We start from the raw sequence: 17,476 nt of genomic DNA on the forward strand, positions 1-17,476 counted from the left end.
AGTAACCATCGAGCAGTGATCAGACTAGAGGCCGTGCGGCCGGCGCGTAAGAGCCCCCGAGCGGCCGCTTCATAACGAAAAGGGCCCCCGCGCGTACGCACGGGGGCCCTTTCGACGTCATTCCTACTTCTTCTTGCCGCCGGACTCGTCGCTGGAGAGGACGGCGATGAAGGCCTCCTGCGGGACCTCCACGGAGCCGACCATCTTCATGCGCTTCTTGCCTTCCTTCTGCTTCTCCAGCAGCTTCCGCTTACGGGAGATGTCACCGCCGTAGCACTTGGCGAGGACGTCCTTGCGGATGGCGCGGATGGTCTCGCGGGCGATGACGCGGGAGCCGATCGCGGCCTGGACCGGCACCTCGAAGGCCTGGCGCGGGATGAGCTCGCGCAGCTTGGCGACGAGGCGCACGCCGTAGGCGTAGGCGGCGTCCTTGTGGCAGACGGCGGAGAAGGCGTCGACCTTGTCGCCGTGCAGCAGGATGTCGACCTTGACCAGGCTCGCGGACTGCTCGCCGGTGGGCTCGTAGTCCAGGGAGGCGTAGCCGCGCGTCTTGGACTTCAGCTGGTCGAAGAAGTCGAAGACGATCTCCGCGAGAGGCAGCGTGTAGCGGATCTCGACCCGGTCCTCGGAGAGGTAGTCCATGCCGAGCAGGGTGCCGCGGCGCTGCTGGCAGAGCTCCATGATGGCGCCGATGAACTCGGTGGGCGCGAGCACGGTGGCCCGTACGACCGGCTCGAAGACGTCCGAGATCTTGCCCTCGGGGAACTCGCTCGGGTTGGTGACGGTGACTTCCTTGCCGTCCTCCAGCACCACCCGGTAGACCACGTTGGGCGCGGTGGCGATGAGGTCGAGGCCGAACTCGCGCTCCAGGCGCTCGCGGACCACGTCCAGGTGCAGCAGGCCGAGGAAGCCGACGCGGAAGCCGAAGCCGAGGGCCGCCGAGGTCTCCGGCTCGTAGACGAGCGCGGCGTCGTTGAGCTGGAGCTTGTCCAGGGCCTCGCGCAGGTCCGGGTAGTCCGAGCCGTCCAGCGGGTACAGGCCCGAGAAGACCATCGGCTTCGGGTCCTTGTAGCCGCCGAGGGCCTCGGTCGCGCCGTTGTGCAGGCTGGTGATGGTGTCACCGACCTTGGACTGACGGACGTCCTTCACGCCGGTGATGATGTAGCCCACCTCGCCGACGCCGATGCCGTCGGCCGGGGTCATCTCCGGGGAGGAGACGCCGATCTCCAGCAGCTCGTGCGTGGCGCCCGTGGACATCATGCGGATGCGCTCGCGCTTGTTGAGCTGGCCGTCGACCACACGGACGTAGGTGACCACGCCGCGGTACGAGTCGTAGACCGAGTCGAAGATCATCGCGCGGGCCGGGGCGTCCTTGACGCCGACCGGGGCCGGAACGGTGGCGACCACCTTGTCGAGCAGGGCGTCGACGCCCAGGCCCGTCTTGGCGGAGACGCGCAGCACGTCCTCGGGCTGGCAGCCGACGAGGTTCGCCAATTCCTCGGCGAACTTCTCCGGCTGCGCGGCCGGCAGGTCGATCTTGTTGAGCACCGGGACGATCGCGAGGTCGTTCTCCATCGCCAGGTACAGGTTGGCGAGGGTCTGGGCCTCGATGCCCTGGGCGGCGTCGACCAGCAGGACCGTGCCCTCGCACGCGGCGAGGGAGCGCGAGACCTCGTAGGTGAAGTCGACGTGACCGGGGGTGTCGATCATGTTCAGGATGTGCGTGCTGCCCTGGCCCTCGCCCGTCGTGGGCGCCCAGGGGAGACGGACGGCCTGCGACTTGATCGTGATGCCGCGCTCACGCTCGATGTCCATGCGGTCGAGGTACTGGGCGCGCATCTGCCGCTGGTCGACGACACCGGTGAGCTGGAGCATCCGGTCGGCGAGCGTCGACTTGCCGTGGTCGATGTGCGCGATGATGCAGAAATTGCGGATCAGAGCCGGGTCGGTACGGCTCGGCTCGGGCACGTGGCTGGGGATCGCGGGCACGCGGTGTCCTGATTCTCGGTCGCAGTCGGAAGCGTCGGTCGGTCGCGTCGGTCGGTCCTGGTCGGATCCTTCGGATCGATACGCAGACTCCCATGGTCCCATGGACGGGGCAGTGCGCTCGGTTTGGGCCGGTCGGAACGCGCCTGGTAGCCTGGGCAGCTGTGTCTCGTATGCCCTCTCAGCTGTCGGGACACAATCCGAAGATCAACCTCTGAACCTGAAAAGGCTCTTTCGTGGCGAACATCAAGTCCCAGATCAAGCGGAACAAGACGAACGAGAAGGCGCGCCTGCGCAACAAGGCCGTCAAGTCCTCGCTCAAGACCGCGATCCGCAAGGCCCGCGAGGCCGTCGTCGCCGGTGACGTCGAGAAGGCCACCGTGGCTTCTCGCGCCGCCGCGCGTGCGCTCGACAAGGCTGTCTCGAAGGGTGTCATCCACAAGAACGCCGCCGCCAACAAGAAGTCGGCGCTGGCCTCCAAGGTTGCCTCCCTCCAGGGCTGAGCTCCTGATGTGAATCGCCGGTAAGGACCCAGCGGGCCCTCTCTTCCGCTCCGGACCGGCACCCCGCGCCGCACGCGGCCTGCGTTCGCCACGCGGGTGCGGCGCAACCAAGCAGTGGTCGAAGGCCCCGGCCTCCTCCCTTCCCCAGGGAGGAGGCCGGGGCCTTCGTCGTTCCGCCGGGCGCTACCGGCGTGGGGGGCGGGCCGCGCGGGCCACCGCGACGACCGCCTTCTCCAGGGCGTACTCCGGGTCGTCGCCGCCGCCCTTCACGCCCGCGTCGGCCAGGGCGACCGCGCGCAGGGCGTCCGATACGGCGTCCGCCGACCAGCCGCGCATCTGCTGCCGGACCCGGTCGATCTTCCACGGCGGCATGCCGAGGTCCCGGGCGAGGTCCCCGGGACGGGCCCCGCGCGGCGCCGAGGCCAGCTTTCCGATGGCCCGGACCGCCTGGGCCAGGGCGCTGGTGATCAGGACGGGCGCCACCCCCGTCGCCAGGGACCAGCGCAGGGCTTCGAGGGCCTCGGCCGCCCGCCCCTCGACCGCCCGGTCGGCGACCGTGAAGCTGGAGGCCTCGGCCCGGCCGGTGTAGTAGCGGCCGACGACGGCCTCGTCGATGGTGCCCTCGACGTCCGCGCACAGCTGGGTCACGGCGCTCGCCAGCTCCCGCAGGTCGCTGCCGATCGCGTCGACCAGGTTCTGGCAGGCGTCCGGGGTGGCCGAACGCCCCAGCGTCCGGAACTCGCCCCGCACGAACGACAGTCGGTCCGCGGCCTTCGTCATCTTCGGGCAGGCGATCTCGCGGGCGCCCGCCTTGCGCGCGGCGTCCACCACCGCCTTGCCCTTGACCCCGCCGGCGTGCAGGAGGACCAGGGAGATCTCCTCGTACGGATCGGCGAGGTAGGCCTTGACCTCCTTGACCGTCTCCGCGCCCAGGTCCTGCGCGCCGCGCACGATGAGGACCTTGCGCTCGGAGAACAGCGAAGGGCTGGTCAGCTCGGCCAGCGTGCCGGGCTGGAGCTGGTCGGAGGTGAGGTCGCGCACATCGGTGTCGGCGTCGGCCGCGCGGGCGGCCGTCACCACCTCGCGCACGGCACGGTCGAGGAGCAGGTCCTCCTGCCCCACCGCGAGGGTGATCGGGGCGAGCGGATCGTCGGTGGGATTCTTCCTGGTGGCCATCGCCTCCAGCATCCCACGCCGCACCGACAGTCCCCCGCGCCCGGTACCCGAGAATGGTCGCGTGAACGTGCGACATGTACTGGTCCTGCCCGACCGCGACGCCGCCGAGGAGGCGGCCCAGGAGGCCGTCGACCGCTTCGGCCTGCCGGAGGAACCCCAACTGGTCCGCGACGCCCTCGCCGGTGAGGACGACGCCGAGGACGCCCAGTGGCTGGTCGTCGTCGAGGACCCGAGGCAACGGCTCGACGCCACCGCCCTGGACGACCTCGCCGCGGAGTACGAAGGCTGGCTGGAGGCCCCCTGAGCCGCCGGGGCCCAGGGCCCCGGCGGCTCGTCAGGCCTTGTGGACGATCTGTACGTCCAACGCCACTTCCACGCTCGACCCGATCGCCGCGACACCGTGCGCCAGCACGGACTGCCAGTTCAGCGCGAAGTCCTCGCGGTGCAGTTCGGCCGTCGCACGGCAGGCCGCCCTCGGTTCGCCCTCCAGGCCCGTGCCGTGCCCCAGGTACTGGGTGTCCAGGGTGACGGAACGGCTGACGCCGTGGAGGGTGAGGGCGCCCGCGACGGCCCAACGGCTGCCGCTGCGGTGGATGAACCGCTCGCTGTAGAACTCCACCGTCGGGTGGCGGGCCGCGTCGAGGAAGTCCGCGGAGCGCAGGTGGTCGTCCCGCAGCCGCAGACCGGTGTCGATGCTCGCCGCGTCGATGATCACGTGCATGGAGGAGTCCTCCATGCGTTCCGCGATCCGCACCGCGCCGGCGAAGGTGGCGAACCTGCCGTGGATCCGGGCGAAGCCGATGTGGCGGGCGGTGAAGGCGATCGACGAATGCGTCGGGTCGAGCTCCCAGTGACCCGGCGCCGGCAGCAGCGGCGGCTCCACCGCGTCGAGGATGATCTCGGCGGTGCCGGGCTGCGCCGGGTCCCCGACGAGCGTCGCCCCGTGGAACGGCGCGTAGCCCTCGGCGGTGACGGACAGCCGGTACTCCCCCTCCGGCAGGGCGGCCGTGAAGCCGCCGTACGGGTCGGTCTCCCCGCTGACGACCCGTCTGCCGATCGGGTCGGTCACCTCGAACTTCGCCTGGCGGACCGGCTGATGGACCGTGTCGAGCACCCGACAGCTCAACAGCCGCGCCGTGGGCGGCAACGTCAGAGTGGCGGATGTCTGCGAGCCGGCGCCCCCGGCCGTCTCCATCCCCCGTCGGCGACCGAACATGGCTGATGCACCCCCGTGCTGTGTGGACTTGGACCGTTCCGGCGACGACGCATTCGATCATGCTGTCGGGTTGCGGGCAAACAGAAGGGTCGCGCCCGGTATGCCCCGGAGGCCGCCGGCGCCGCCCGGCCGGGAAGGCGCGCAACCCCGAGCCGCTGCCGGCGATGGCCACGGAGCCGTCCGTGTCGGTGCGCAGCACGGCCGTCCCCCGGTCCCTGAGCCGGCCGACGGTGCGCGGGGCGGGGTGCCCGTAACGGTTGTCCGCGCCCACGGGAACGATCGCGATCCGGGACCGGATCCGGTCCTGGAGGCCGGGGTCCTGGTGGGCCGAACCGTGGTGGGCGACCTTGAGGACGTCCACCGGCCCCAGCTCCGGATGGCCTTCCAGCAAGGCCTGTTGGGAGGGAGGTTCGAGGTCCCCGAGGAGGAGCAGCGTCACGCCCGACGTGCGCACCAGCAGGGCGACGCTCGCGTCGTTGGGCCCCTGCGGCGCCGGCCCGCCCGCCGTGGGCCACAACACCTGCCAGGCCAGTCGCCCGACCTGCCGGCGCTCGCCGGCGAGCGCCGGTACGACCGGCACCCCGGCGGCCGCCGCCGTCCGCCGCACGGACCGCGCCCGCGCGGGCGGCTCCTCCATGGTGGTGGTTTGAATCACACCCACGGACCGGCCCCGCAACACCCCCGCAAGGCCTCCGACGTGATCGGCGTGGAAGTGCGTCAGCAGGAGCAGTGGGACCCGCAGGACGCCGAGGGCGCGCAGGCAGGAGTCCACGGGACCGGGGTCCGGCCCGGTGTCGACCACGACGGCGGTGCCGGGTGCGACGGCGAGCACGGCCGCGTCCCCCTGGCCCACGGCGCACTGGACGTAGCTCCAGTCGGGCGGCGGCCAGCCGGTGAGCGCGCGGGTGAGCTGCGGCGGCCGCAGGACGGCGACCAGCAGCAGCACCGCCACGGCCGCGCAGGCGGCACGCCGCCGGCCGAACCGCGCCGCGAGCCCTACGAGGACCACCGTGACCCCGCCCAACAGCAGCCCGCCCGTGAGCCCGCCGGGCCAGGGGACCTCCGCCCCGGCAGCCCGGCCCCGCCCGCGCCACGGCGGCGATCCACCCGGCCGGCACCCCGCGCACCAGGCGAGCGCCCGCGCCACCGGCATGCACAGCGGCGCCGCGGCGAGCGCCGCGAAGCCCAGCACCGTGGCGGGTCCCGCCGCGAGTTCCGCCAGCAGGTTGCACGGCACCGCGACGAGACTCACCCGGGCGGAGAGCACCACCACCACGGGCGCGCACACCGCCTGAGCGGCCGCGGCCGCCCCGAGCGCGTCGGCCAGGCGCGGCCGCATCCCCCGCCGCCGCAGCGCCGCGCTCCACCGGGGTCCCAGCGTGAGCAGAGCCCCGGTGGCCAGCACCGACAGCAGGAATCCGTAGCTCCGGGCCAACCACGGCTCGTAGAGCACGAGCAGCAGCACCGCCCCGGCCAGCGCCGGGACGAGGGACCTGCGCCGACCGGTACCCAGCGCCAGCAGGGTGATCGCCCCGCAGGCTGCGGCGCGCAACACACTCGGCTCGGGCCGGCACACGACGACGAACCCCAGCGTGAGCGCCGCCCCGCACAGGGCCGTGACCCTCAACGACAGCCCCAGTCGGGGCGCGAGCCCCCCGCGCTCGACCAGCCGCGCACGGGCCGGGGGCCCGATCAACAGGTAGAGCACCACGGTGAGGTTGGAACCGGAGACGGCCAACAGGTGCAGCAGGTCGGTGGCCCTGAACGCCTCGCGCAGGTCGGCCGGCACCCCGGAGGTGTCCCCGACCACCAGGCCGGGCAGCAGCGCCCGCGCGTCGGGCGCGAGCCCCCGGACGGCCTCCCGCAGCCCCGCCCGCAGGGTCCCGGCGACCCGCTGGGCGGCGTCGGGGCCGCCCGTCACCCGGGCGGCGCGTCCCCGCCGGGCGGACCAGCGCCACGGCCCGCTCCCCGCCCTCCGTCGGAGCCAGGGCGGCGACGACCTCGACCCGGGTGGACGGCGGCAGCCCGGCCCAGCCCGGATGCGCGGCCAGCACCCGTACCGGCGTCACGGTCCGGGTCCGCGCCCCGTCGGGCCCGCTCACCCCGGTCACCACCGCGTCCAGCACCACCATCGGCGGCCCGGTCCCACCCCGGGTGGCTCGGGGGTCGGAGCCGACGGTGAGTTCCACGAGCACCCGGGCGTGCTGCCGGGCCAACCCCACCACGGGCCCCGCCCGCGCCTCGGCCCGCTCCAGCCCGGCCACCCCCGCCCCGGCGGCCGCGCACAACAGGGCGCCGGCCGCGGCCGTACCGACCTGCCACAGGGGCTGCGGCGGCGACAGCCGGCGAGCAGCAGCACCCCGCCGCGACCACCGCGAGCCCCACCCCGACGGCGGTCCACCCGCCCGGCGCCCCCAACGCGAGCGCGGCGGCAGCCCAGGCCGCCCCGGCCGGCACCGCGAGCCGCAGATCCACCGGCCCGGCCTCCTCCGACCCGGCCCCTTCCGGCACGACCCCCTCAGGCCCGACCCCCGCGACCCCCGAGACGCCCGCGACGCCCGCGCCCCCGACCGCCGCCTCCTCAGATCCGCTCACGGCCGCACCAGCTCTCGCAGCTCGGCGAACCGCCGCTCGCCGATCCCCTGGACCTGCCGCAGTTCCTCCACGGACCGGAACCCGCCCCGCGCCGTGCGGAACTCCACGATGTGCCGGGCGAGCACCGGACCGACCCCGGGAAGCCCGTCCAACTGCTCGACGGTCGCACTGGCCAGGCTCAGCGGCCCGGCCCCCGCGCCGGCTCCGGGCCCCCCGCCACCGCCCCCGGGAGGCGGCGGCTGCGGGGTGACCCCCACCAGCACCTGTTCGCCGTCGACCAGCACCCGGGCCCGGTTGAGCCCGGTGGTGTCCGTACCGGGCCGCACTCCCCCGGCCGCCGCCAGCGCGTCCTCCACCCGCGAGCCGCCGGGCAATCGCCGCACGCCGGGCTCCCGGACCTTGCCGCCGACGTCCACCACGATCCGGGCGCCCTGAGCCGGAGCGGAAGCCGAAGCCGTGGCCGGCGCGACGGCCGCGGGGGCGACGACGGCGGGCGCGGTCACCGGCACGGGCCGGGCCGACCAGAACTGTTGGGCGGCGAAACCGACCGCCACCACCAGCACCACCGTGACGGCGGCCACCGTGCGCGGCTCCACCCCGCAGCGGGCCTGCACCCACACCGGCAACCGCTCCCGTACGGCCAACCTCAGCGCGGCCGAACCCCCCACCCCCGGCGCGGCCACGGCCTCCCGCTCCGCCGGGGCGTCCTCCCGCTCCCGCGCGACAGGCGGCGGAACACCCCCGCCCAACAGCGCCTCGGCACGCCGCCGCACCACCTCGGGGTCGGGCCTGCCCCGGGACCACGAGCGCACCCGCCGCCGGTCCCGCGCGAGCCCCTCGGAGCCCCCCACCCACTCGGGGCCACCGGCCACCGGCAGAGCGGCGGGCGGCACGGCGTGGTCGGACAGGGCTTCGTCGGACAGGGTGTCGTCGGACAGGGTGTGAGCCTGGGAGAGGCCCGCTGAGTCATGCGTTCGGAGAGTCATGCCCCGACGCTAGGGGCCTTCCCCGATCCCCGCTCGGAGCCCCCAATTCCGGTGGACAGCGGACCCGTTGTGGACAACCGCCTCACCCATTCCGGTGACCGACACCCCCTGGCCGGGCCCACCCATCACCCGACTCCCCTCAACGCGGCGACACGACCGCCGCCAACAACCCGGGCCCCGTGTGCGCGCCGATCACCGCTCCGACCTCGCTGACGTGCAGCTCGACCAGACCCGGGATCCGCTCCCGCAGCCGCTGGGCGAGCTTCTCCGCCCGCTCCGGGGCCGCCAGGTGGTGAACCGCGACATCGACGCTCCCCGAGCCCGCCCGCTCGACGGCCAGCTCCTCCAGGCGCGCGATGGCCTTGGAGGCCGTCCGTACCTTCTCCAACATCTCGATCCGCCCGCCGTCCAGCGTCAGCAGCGGCTTGACGGCCAACGCCGAGCCGAGGAGCGCCTGCGCGGCGCCGATCCGGCCGCCGCGCCGGAGGTAGTCGAGGGTGTCCACGTAGAAGTACGCCGACATCCCGGCGGCCCGCTTCTCCGCGGCGGCCACGGCCTCGTCCACGGAGCCGCCCGACTCCGCCACCTCGGCGGCGGCCAGGGCGCAGAACCCGAGGGCCATCGCGACCATGCCGGTGTCGACCACCCGGACCGGTACGGCGGCCGTCTTCGCCGCGACCACGGCGGCGTCGTAGGTCCCGGAGAACTCGGCGGAGAGGTGCAGGCTGACGATGCCGGTGGCCCCGGCGTCCACGGCCGCCTGATAGGCCCGTACGAACTCCTCGGGGCCCGGCCGGGAGGTGGTGACCGAACGGCGCTTCTGCAGGGCCACCGCGAGGCTGCGCGCCGAGATCTCGGTGCCCTCCTGCAGGGCCTCGTCGCCCAGGACCACGGTCAGGGGGACGGCGGTGATCCCATGCCGCGCCATCGCCGGCTGGGGCAGATAGGCCGTGGAATCCGTGACGATCGCGACATGGCGGGACATGAGCCGGAGGTTACCGGCACCGGGGGCGATCCGGCAGCCCGGACTTCCCCACCACCGTCACCCCAGGTCGTCCACCCCGGGACCGGACCTCAGGTCGTCGTCTCGGGACGGGGCGCCTTCTGCCACGGATAGGCGGCCGCCGGCGCCGCCGGGTCCAGCGCGGCGGGCCGCGCCGCACCGGCCGAAGCCGAACCCGAAGAAGCAGCCGAACCCGAAGCAGCACCGGCACCGGCACCGGCACCAGCAGCCGAAGCCCCGCCCGTCTCCCCCGCGCCCCGCGCCGCCCCGTCAGCGGCGGCCCCGGCTGCCTGACGCTCGTCCCACTCGGCCGCCGCGGCCGCCAGGTGGTCCACCGACTCCCGCGACCAGTCCCGCAGCGCGTCCGACTCGACCTCGATCTGCGCCGAGAGGGCGTCCAGATCCTGGTCGGCGAACTGCCGGGCCCGGTCCCGCGCGGCCCACCGCAGCGAGTCGGCCGCCTCCGTGATCTTGGTGACGCGCTCCCGCAGGTCCGAAAGGCTCGCGGCGATCCGCTGCCGGTCCGGCTCCTGCTCCAGCCGCTTCAGCTCGTCGTCCAGCTCGTGCCCGTGCGCGCTGAGCCGCTCGAAGAGGGCTATCGACTCCTTCAGCGAGCTGTCCGTCCGCACGCCCTGGTACAGGGCCTGCTGCGTGGACCGCATCGAGGTCCGCAGGTCCAGGCGCAGCTGCGCCAGCGCGCCCGCGACGCCGACCTGGCCGAAGCTCTTCGCCTTCAGGGTGGTGTCCTCGACGGTCCGGCGGGCCTGCGTCAGCGTGCGGTCCACGCCCCGCTTGGCCGCACCGACCACCTTCACCGTGGCCCAGGCGCCCAGCCCCAGGAAGGCGAACAGCACCAACAGGGCAAAGATGATCAAAGCGACGCCCGCCTCCATGATGTTCCCCTTCTCCGCCTGTTGCTTCCCTCCACCGTAAACGCCACGGGCAGGTCGGAGGTTCCAATCGAACCCCCAACCTGCCCGTACGGGATCACCCTCATACCCCGCCGGATCCGAAGATCATCACAGGACGGATCAGATCAGGACGGATCAGATGACGATGTTGACCAGCTTCGGCGCGCGCACGATCACCTTGCGGATCTCCGCGCCGTCCAGCGCCGCCACGACACCCGGGTCCGTGACCGCCAGCTGCTCCAGGTCCGCGTCCGAGATGCTCGGGGGCACCTCCAGGCGGGCCTTGACCTTGCCCTTGACCTGCACCACGCACGTCACGGCCTCGTCCACGACGTACGCCGGGTCGGCGACCGGGAAGTCCTGGTGGACCACCGAGTCGGTGTGACCCAGCCGGTGCCAGAGTTCCTCCGCGATGTGCGGGGCCAGCGGGGCGATCAGCAGCACCAGTCGCTCGGCGACGGAGCGCTCCAGCGGCCGGCCCGCCTTCGTCAGGGCGTTGTTCAGCTCGGTGATCTTGGCGATGGCGGTGTTGAACCGCAGGCCCGCCATGTCCGCGCCGGCCCCGTCGATGGCCTTGTGCAGGGCGCGCAGGGTGGCCTCGTCGGGCTCCCCGTCGACGACGGTGACGGCGCCCGTCTCCTCGTCCACGATGTTGCGCCACAGGCGCTGCAGCAGTCGGTACTGGCCGACCACGGCGCGCGTGTCCCACGGACGGGAGACGTCCAGCGGGCCCATCGCCATCTCGTACAGGCGCAGCGTGTCCGCGCCGTACTCCTCGCAGATCTCGTCGGGCGTGACGGCGTTCTTCAGGGACTTGCCCATCTTGCCGTGCTCGCGCTTGACCGGCTGACCCTGGTGGAAGTAGCCGCCGTCGCGCTCCTCGACCTCGGCCGCCGGGACGTACACACCGCGCGCGTCGGTGTAGGCGTACGCCTGGATCATGCCCTGGTTGAACAGCTTGTGGAACGGCTCGGCCGACGAGACGTGGCCCAGGTCGAACAGCACCTTCGACCAGAAGCGTGCGTACAGCAGGTGCAGCACCGCGTGCTCGGCGCCGCCGACGTACAGGTCGACGCCGCCGTGCGGAGCGCCCTCGCGCGGGCCCATCCAGTACCGCTCGATCTCCGGGTCCACCAGGGCCGAGGTGTTGTTCGGGTCCAGGTAGCGCAGCTCGTACCAGCAGGAACCGGCCCAGTTCGGCATGGTGTTGGTCTCGCGGCGGTACGAGCGCACCCCGCGGCCGTCACCCAGGTCCAGTTCGACGTTGACCCACGCCTCGTTGCGCGACAGCGGGGTCTCCGGCTTCGAGCCGGCGTCGTCCGGCTCGAAGGTGCGCGGCGAGTAGTCCTCGACCTCGGGCAGTTCCAGCGGCAGCATCGACTCGGGCAGCGGGTGCGCGACGCCGTCCTCGTCGTAGACGATCGGGAAGGGCTCGCCCCAGTAGCGCTGGCGGCTGAACAGCCAGTCGCGCAGGCGGAAGTTGACCGTGCCCTCGCCGATGCCGCGCTCCGTCAGCCAGGCGGTGATGGCGGCCTTGGCCTCCACGACGCCCAGGCCGTCCAGGGAGATGCCCTCGCCGGACGAGTTCACCAGGGTGGCGTCGTAGGAGACGAACGCGTCGTCCCATTCGGCCGGGTCGGTGCCGCGCCCGTCGGTCGGCTGGACGACGCAGCGGATCGGCAGCTCGAAGGCGCGCGCGAACTCGAAGTCGCGGCTGTCGTGCGCCGGGACGGCCATGATCGCGCCGGTGCCGTAGCCCATCAGCACGTAGTCGGCGATGAAGACGGGGACCTTCTCGCCGCTGACCGGGTTGATCGCGTACTCGCCGGTGAAGACACCGGTCTTGTCCTTGGCCTCGGCCTGTCGCTCGACGTCGGACTTCGAGGCGGCCTGCTTGCGGTACGCCGCGACGGCCTCGGCCGGGGTGGCGTATCCGCCGGTCCACACGTCGTGGGTGCCCTCGGGCCACGCGGCGGGGATGAACTTCTCCACCAGCGGGTGCTCGGGCGCCAGGACCATGTAGGTCGCGCCGAACAGGGTGTCGGGGCGGGTGGTGAAGACGGTGATGGCCTCGTCGCCCAGCGCGAAGTCGACGCGCGCGCCCTCGCTGCGGCCGATCCAGTTGCGCTGCTGGAGCTTGATGGCCTCGGGCCAGTCCAGCGCGTCCAGGTCGTCGATCAGCCGGTCGGCGTACGCGGTGATGCGCATGTTCCACTGGCTCAGCCGGGACTTGAAGACCGGGAAGTTGCCGCGCTCGGAGCGGCCGTCCGCGGTGACCTCCTCGTTGGCCAGGACGGTGCCCAGCCCGGGGCACCAGTTGACGGGCGCGTCGGAGGCGTAGGCCAGCCGGAAGCCGTTCAGCACGTCGGCGCGCTCGGCCTCGGTCAGTTCGGTCCAGGCGCGGCCGCCGGGCACCTCGCGGGAGCCGTCGGCGAAGGCGGCGACCAGCTCGGTGATCGGGCGGGCCTTCTTCGCGTCCACGTCGTAGTAGGAGTTGTAGATCTGCAGGAAGATCCACTGGGTCCACTTGTAGTACGCGGGGTCGATCGTCGCGAACGAGCGGCGCTTGTCGTGGCCCAGGCCCAGCCGGCGCAGCTGGACCTTCATGTTCTCGATGTTCGCCTCGGTCGACACGCGCGGGTGCGTGCCGGTCTGCACGGCGTACTGCTCGGCCGGCAGGCCGAAGGCGTCGAAGCCCAGGGTGTGCAGGACGTTGTGGCCGGACATCCGCTGGTGGCGGGCGAAGACGTCGGTGGCGATGTACCCGAGGGGGTGACCGACGTGCAGGCCCGCACCGGACGGGTACGGGAACATGTCCATGATGAACTTCTTGGGCCGCGCGACGACCGCCGGGTCGCCCGCCAGGTCACCGGAGGGGTTGGGGGCCTCGTACGTGCCCTCGGCGTCCCATACGTCCTGCCAGCGTGCCTCGATGTCGGCGGCCATGGCGGCCGTGTAACGGTGCCCCTCGGCCGCCTCGGGGGCCGGGGTGTTCGTCTCGCTCATGATTCCTGAAGCTCCATCGATCGTCTCTGCCGTCTCTGCCTGCCCAAACGAAAAAGCCCCTCGCACAGGAGGGGACGCCGCGCCGATGCCGACCTCTCGAAGGGTCGGTGCTGATCAGCGCGGCTCGGTAAGCAGAAGGCGTACGGCACGCATGGCGTCAGGGTACCGCAGCGGCCCCGACGGACGCCCGCTCGTTCCACACAACGAGAAGAGGGCCACCCGATCCGGGTGACCCTGTTCTTCACTGTGGAGCTAAGGAGAATTGAACTCCTGACCTCCTGCATGCCATGCAGGCGCTCTACCAACTGAGCTATAGCCCCTTGTTACTTCTGTACTTCGTTTACCGCTTCGCGCTTGGCGCCTGTCGCTTCGGTTTCCCTTGCCGGTTCCCCCTGGCGACGTCCCAAACATTACACGGTCATGGCCCAGGACCAAAAATCGGTTTCCGCGGAGCCCGAGCCATGTCCGTTTTCATCAGGTTCGGTCTGGTTCGATCTGGTTCGATCTTGCTTGACGACTTCTTCTGGTCACGCCCTGGCGAACTGATAGAACCGCTTCAGCGTGCAGTGCTCGTCGAGCAGCCGGCCGTAGATCGGTTCGCCCTCCAGCTCCCGGTACGTCTCGATCGGGTCGCCTTTTATGATCAGCGCCCGCGCGCATTCCTCGCACCAGTACTGGTAGTCGGTGTTGACCGGATCCATGTCCCGCACGATCGGCGTGCCGTTCTCGCACCAGTCGCACCGCCGCCGGTGTGCACCCATCCGTCAGCGACTCCCTCCCGCGTCGGGCCGTCGTGTCCCCCTCCGGCGCTCCGATTCTGCCATGCCGGTCCCGGCCGGGTCAGCAAGCCCAAAAGGACAAACGGAAGGATCCCGCCCCCTGTTGGGGACGGGATCCTGACTGTGGAGCTAAGGAGAATTGAACTCCTGACCTCCTGCATGCCATGCAGGCGCTCTACCAACTGAGCTATAGCCCCGCTCTCCGCCGCGTTCCCCCCGTTTCCGGTGTTCTTCGCTGCGAACAAGAAGAACTCTAGCCTGTGACCAGCCGGAAAGTGAAATCCGGGTCCGAGGGTGGCCCGCGGCGGCCTCGGTCGTCGTCAGCCGTCGTCAGTCGTCGGTCGACGTCAGTCGTCGTCGCCGAGTACCGGCTCCGGCAGCGTGCCGGCGTTGTGCTCCATGAGCCGCCAGCCCCGCACGCCCTCGCCGAGGACGGACCAGCAGCAGTTGGAGAGCCCGCCGAGACCCTCCCAGTAGTACGGCTCCAGGCCCAACAGGCGGCCGATCGTCGTACGGATGGTGCCGCCGTGGCTGACGACCACGAGGGTTCCACCCTCGGGCAGCCGGTCGGCGTGCCGCAGGACGACGGGCGCCGCGCGGTCGGCGACCTCGGTCTCCAGCTCACCGCCGCCGCGACGCACGGGCTCGCCGCGCTTCCACGCCGTGTACTGCTCACCGTGCTTGGCGAGGATCTCGTCGTGGGTCAGGCCCTGCCACTCGCCGGCGTACGTCTCGCGCAGCCCCTCGTCGTGCGCGACCGCGAGGCCGGTGACGGAGGCCAGCTCGGCCGCCGTGGCGGAGGCCCGCCGCAGGTCGGAGGAGACGATGGCGTCGGGCCGGAGGCCGGCCAGCAGCCGCGACGCGCGACGCGCCTGCGCCAGGCCCGTCTCGGTCAGCTCGATGTCCGTGGAACCCTGGAAGCGCCGCTCCAGGTTCCACGCGGTCTGACCGTGGCGCCACAGGACGATCTTCCGGCCGGTCTTGCCGGAAGGGGCGGAGGAGCCAGAGGTGGTCGCGCTCAGAACAGATCACCGTCCAGTTCGTCGTCGCCCGCCGCCTCGCGCAGCTTGGCGTGCTCCTCGGCCTTGCCGATCGTCAGCTTGGCGTCCTCGGGGAGCTCGATCTCGGGGCAGTCCTTCCACAGGCGCTCCAGCGCGTAGAAGACGCGCTCCTCGCTGTGCTGGACGTGGACGACGATGTCGACGTAGTCGAGCAGGATCCAGCGGGCGTCGCGGTCGCCTTCACGGCGCACCGGCTTGGCGCCGAGCTCCTTGAGCAGCCGCTCCTCGATCTCGTCCACGATCGACTTGACCTGGCGGTCGTTGGGCGCGGAGGCGAGCAGGAAGGCATCGGTGATCGACAGCACGTCGCTGACGTCGTACGCGATGATGTCGTGCGCGAGCCGGTCGGCCGCGGCCTGGGCGGCGGCGGTGATGAGCTCGATGGAGCGGTCCGTGGCGGTCACTGGCCATGCTTTCGGGTTGGCGGGCAGATCCATACAAGGGTCTCATGTACCGCCGACCCCGCCCGCGCGAAACGTGCCGCGCGGGCCGCGACCGGGTCCCGCGCGGGCGAAACCCCTGCTCACAGCCCTGCGGGGCGGGATCTCCCGCCGGTCAGGAGGCTTTGTAGTCCCTGCCCAGGGTCACCACGACGTCCGCGTTCACCGCGTTCTCGGCCTTCTTCACGGCCGTCTCCGCGACGCCCAGCGTCTTGGCGACCTCGATCGCCCGGTCGCGCTGCGCGTCGTCCTGGTACGTGATCTGCGTCCCGGCGACCGTCCGGTCGGCCTTGCCGCCCTCGACCAGGCCGTAGCCGGCGTTGAGCAGCGCCGCCTTGGCCGCGACCTGCGTCTTCTCGTCCCCGCTGGCGTCCTTGAGGCCGACGCGGAGGGCGGCCCCGGGCTGCGCCGCCGTGAAGGAACCGCCGAGCAGCTCCTTGACCACCTTCTTGTTCGTCTCGTCGGTGAGCCCGCCGTCCGTCTTCACCGCGAGCAGTTCCGTGCGGTACGCGCCCACCTTGGCGTGCTCGCCGATCCGCGAGAGCAGGGCGCCGAGGTTCTGGGCGTCCAGGCCGGGGTCGAGGATCTGGCCCATGCTCTCGACGGTCGTGGCCGCCGCCTTCGGGTCGCCGGGGATCTTGCGCAGCACGGCGAGGAGCACCCTGCCGGTCCGCTCCAGCTGCCTGGCCTCCGGTTCGCCCGGGGCCCGGTGGGTGGCGTAGGCGACGGCCATCGCGCCGGTCAGGCTCTGCTTGGGGCCTTGTGCGACGGCCGGGGTCTTGGCCTGGTCGTCGGCGGGGACGGCGGTGTCGGTGTCGGTCTCGACGCCGCCGACCAGGTCGACGAGGCGCTCCAGGAAGGGGGTGTCGAGGCGCCAGGTGCCGCCGATGTGGGTGCCGAGCACGGTGTCGAGGGATTCGCGGGTGCCGAGGGCGCCGGCGTCGACGGCCTTGCCGAGCGGGCTGCCGACGCCGTCCTGGCCGGGGACGTTCAGGTTGTTGGGCAGCAGGACGGTGGCGCCCTGGCGGGTGGTGACGTTGTCCACGAGGAGCGCGGTGGAGCTGCCGCCCCGCTTGGTGTTGCGCAGGTGGACGACGATCATGTCGCGCTTCTGTTCGCCGGCCGTCGCCGCCGGGCCCTGCTTCGCTCCGGGGCCGTCGAGGAACGGCAGCTTGCCCGCGTACCAGAGGTAGCCGGCGCCGCCGACGACGAACAGGGCCAGGGTGACGACGAGGGCGACGCCCCGGTTGCGGCCGCGCCGGCGGGCCTCCTCGCGGCGCTCGGTGCGACTCTCGGTGAAGGCGAGCCAGTCGATGACCTCGGAGTCCTCGTCCGGCTGGTCGATGAAGGAGAACTGTTCGGTGCGGTAGTCGCGCTCCGTCGCCGGCTGCGGCCGGTCCCGTTCGGTCGGGAACTCCCGGCGCGGTTCGGGCACCGGGGCGGCGGCCGGCGGTTCGGGGTGGGGCGGTTGCGGCGCGGGGGCGGCCTGCTGCGGGATCCACTGCTGGGCCTGTGCTTGGGCCTGGGCCTGGGCCTGGGCTTGGGCTTGGGCTTGGGCCTGTGGGTACGCGTACCCCTGGGCGGTGGTCTGGGGCGCCGTCTGGGGGTATTCGTAGGGCTGCTGGTACTGCTGCTGCGGGTTGCCGTACTCGTACGGCTGCTGTTGCGGCGGTTGCTGCTGTTGCTCGTACTGCTGATGCTGCGCGGGCGCGGGGGCGTAGACCGGTCTGCCGTACGGGTCGTAGCCGATGAGCTGCTGCCCCTGGTCGGCGTACGGGTCGTAAGGATCCTGTGGGTCGTTCACCGCGGGCCCC

At 72.2% G+C, this 17,476-nt stretch carries 13 protein-coding genes, 2 tRNA genes and 1 pseudogene; 2 read left to right on the forward strand and 14 right to left on the reverse strand.

The genetic code is table 11. The features are described 5' to 3' along the window. Window positions 1–123 precede the first annotated feature (123 nt). Entirely contained in the window at window positions 124–1,989 is a 1,866-nt protein-coding gene (gene lepA / locus M4D82_RS11695) for a translation elongation factor 4 (RefSeq protein ID WP_249765994.1), read from the reverse strand. A 233-nt stretch (window positions 1,990–2,222) separates the two neighbouring features. On the opposite strand from lepA, the gene rpsT reads away from it, so the two are divergent. Continuing rightward, complete coding sequence (rpsT, locus tag M4D82_RS11700) at window positions 2,223–2,489, forward strand: 30S ribosomal protein S20 (protein WP_052871690.1); 267 nt, start codon at window positions 2,223–2,225, stop codon at window positions 2,487–2,489. Window positions 2,490–2,672: 183 nt separating this feature from the next. On the opposite strand, the gene holA is transcribed toward rpsT, so the two are convergent. Further along, window positions 2,673–3,665 carry a DNA polymerase III subunit delta gene (gene holA, locus M4D82_RS11705; RefSeq protein ID WP_249765995.1) on the reverse strand — a complete coding sequence of 331 codons (993 nt, stop codon included), beginning with the start codon at window positions 3,663–3,665 and terminating at the stop codon, window positions 2,673–2,675. Window positions 3,666–3,726: 61 nt separating this feature from the next. Between holA and M4D82_RS11710 the strand changes: the two genes are divergently transcribed. Next, complete coding sequence (locus M4D82_RS11710; protein WP_249765996.1) at window positions 3,727–3,969, forward strand: hypothetical protein; 243 nt, start codon at window positions 3,727–3,729, stop codon at window positions 3,967–3,969. 30 nt (window positions 3,970–3,999) lie between these two features. Here M4D82_RS11710 and M4D82_RS11715 read toward each other — a convergent pair whose 3' ends face one another. The 12 genes and pseudogenes from M4D82_RS11715 to M4D82_RS11770 all read right to left on the reverse strand — a co-directional run bounded on the left by M4D82_RS11715 (window position 4,000) and on the right by M4D82_RS11770 (window position 17,466). Beyond that, on the reverse strand, window positions 4,000–4,860 hold the full coding sequence (locus M4D82_RS11715; RefSeq protein WP_249771709.1) for a YceI family protein: 861 nt from the start codon (window positions 4,858–4,860) through the stop codon (window positions 4,000–4,002). A 406-nt stretch (window positions 4,861–5,266) separates the two neighbouring features. Then, a pseudogene (locus M4D82_RS34290) lies at window positions 5,267–6,802 on the reverse strand (ComEC/Rec2 family competence protein); the annotation flags it as partial. A 670-nt stretch (window positions 6,803–7,472) separates the two neighbouring features. Further along, window positions 7,473–8,462 (reverse strand): ComEA family DNA-binding protein, encoded by a 990-nt coding sequence (locus M4D82_RS11725; RefSeq protein ID WP_249765997.1) that lies wholly within the window; start codon window positions 8,460–8,462, stop codon window positions 7,473–7,475. A gap of 139 nt (window positions 8,463–8,601) precedes the next feature. After that, window positions 8,602–9,447: a DegV family protein gene (locus M4D82_RS11730; RefSeq protein WP_249765998.1), complete on the reverse strand. Its 846-nt coding sequence runs from the start codon at window positions 9,445–9,447 to the stop codon at window positions 8,602–8,604. Window positions 9,448–9,536: 89 nt separating this feature from the next. Then, the gene (locus M4D82_RS11735) at window positions 9,537–10,358 is read right to left on the reverse strand and encodes a hypothetical protein (RefSeq protein WP_249765999.1); all 822 of its coding nucleotides are present in this window, start codon (window positions 10,356–10,358) and stop codon (window positions 9,537–9,539) included. Window positions 10,359–10,511: 153 nt separating this feature from the next. Further along, window positions 10,512–13,382 (reverse strand): leucine--tRNA ligase, encoded by a 2,871-nt coding sequence (gene leuS / locus M4D82_RS11740; protein WP_249766000.1) that lies wholly within the window; start codon window positions 13,380–13,382, stop codon window positions 10,512–10,514. A 247-nt stretch (window positions 13,383–13,629) separates the two neighbouring features. Next, a tRNA-Ala gene (locus M4D82_RS11745) sits at window positions 13,630–13,702 on the reverse strand. 207 nt (window positions 13,703–13,909) lie between these two features. Then, window positions 13,910–14,143, reverse strand: coding sequence for a hypothetical protein (locus tag M4D82_RS11750; protein WP_249766001.1), 234 nt, complete (start codon window positions 14,141–14,143; stop codon window positions 13,910–13,912). A 142-nt stretch (window positions 14,144–14,285) separates the two neighbouring features. Continuing rightward, window positions 14,286–14,358, reverse strand: a tRNA-Ala gene (locus M4D82_RS11755). A gap of 150 nt (window positions 14,359–14,508) precedes the next feature. Next, window positions 14,509–15,183, reverse strand: coding sequence for a histidine phosphatase family protein (locus tag M4D82_RS11760; protein WP_249771711.1), 675 nt, complete (start codon window positions 15,181–15,183; stop codon window positions 14,509–14,511). Next, window positions 15,180–15,626, reverse strand: coding sequence for a ribosome silencing factor (gene rsfS / locus M4D82_RS11765; RefSeq protein ID WP_030008628.1), 447 nt, complete (start codon window positions 15,624–15,626; stop codon window positions 15,180–15,182). The genes M4D82_RS11760 and rsfS overlap by 4 nt, the downstream gene beginning before the upstream one ends. Window positions 15,627–15,777: 151 nt before the next feature. Continuing rightward, window positions 15,778–17,466, reverse strand: a complete 1,689-nt coding sequence (locus tag M4D82_RS11770) for an LCP family protein (protein WP_249766002.1) — start codon at window positions 17,464–17,466, stop codon at window positions 15,778–15,780. Between the last annotated feature and the right edge of the window lie 10 nt (window positions 17,467–17,476).

It is taken from the genome of Streptomyces sp. RerS4, from assembly GCF_023515955.1.
Taxonomy (GTDB): Bacteria; Actinomycetota; Actinomycetes; order Streptomycetales; family Streptomycetaceae; genus Streptomyces.

Coding starts and splice junctions, on each gene's coding strand:
- leuS (WP_249766000.1), bottom strand. CDS start 13,382: ATGAGCGAGACGAACACCCCGGCCCCCGAGGCGGCCGAGGGGCACCGT.
- M4D82_RS11725 (WP_249765997.1), bottom strand. CDS start 8,462: ATGACTCTCCGAACGCATGACTCAGCGGGCCTCTCCCAGGCTCACACC.
- M4D82_RS11715 (WP_249771709.1), bottom strand. CDS start 4,860: ATGGAGACGGCCGGGGGCGCCGGCTCGCAGACATCCGCCACTCTGACG.
- holA (WP_249765995.1), bottom strand. CDS start 3,665: ATGGCCACCAGGAAGAATCCCACCGACGATCCGCTCGCCCCGATCACC.
- M4D82_RS11730 (WP_249765998.1), bottom strand. CDS start 9,447: ATGTCCCGCCATGTCGCGATCGTCACGGATTCCACGGCCTATCTGCCC.
- M4D82_RS11750 (WP_249766001.1), bottom strand. CDS start 14,143: ATGGGTGCACACCGGCGGCGGTGCGACTGGTGCGAGAACGGCACGCCG.
- M4D82_RS11735 (WP_249765999.1), bottom strand. CDS start 10,358: ATGGAGGCGGGCGTCGCTTTGATCATCTTTGCCCTGTTGGTGCTGTTC.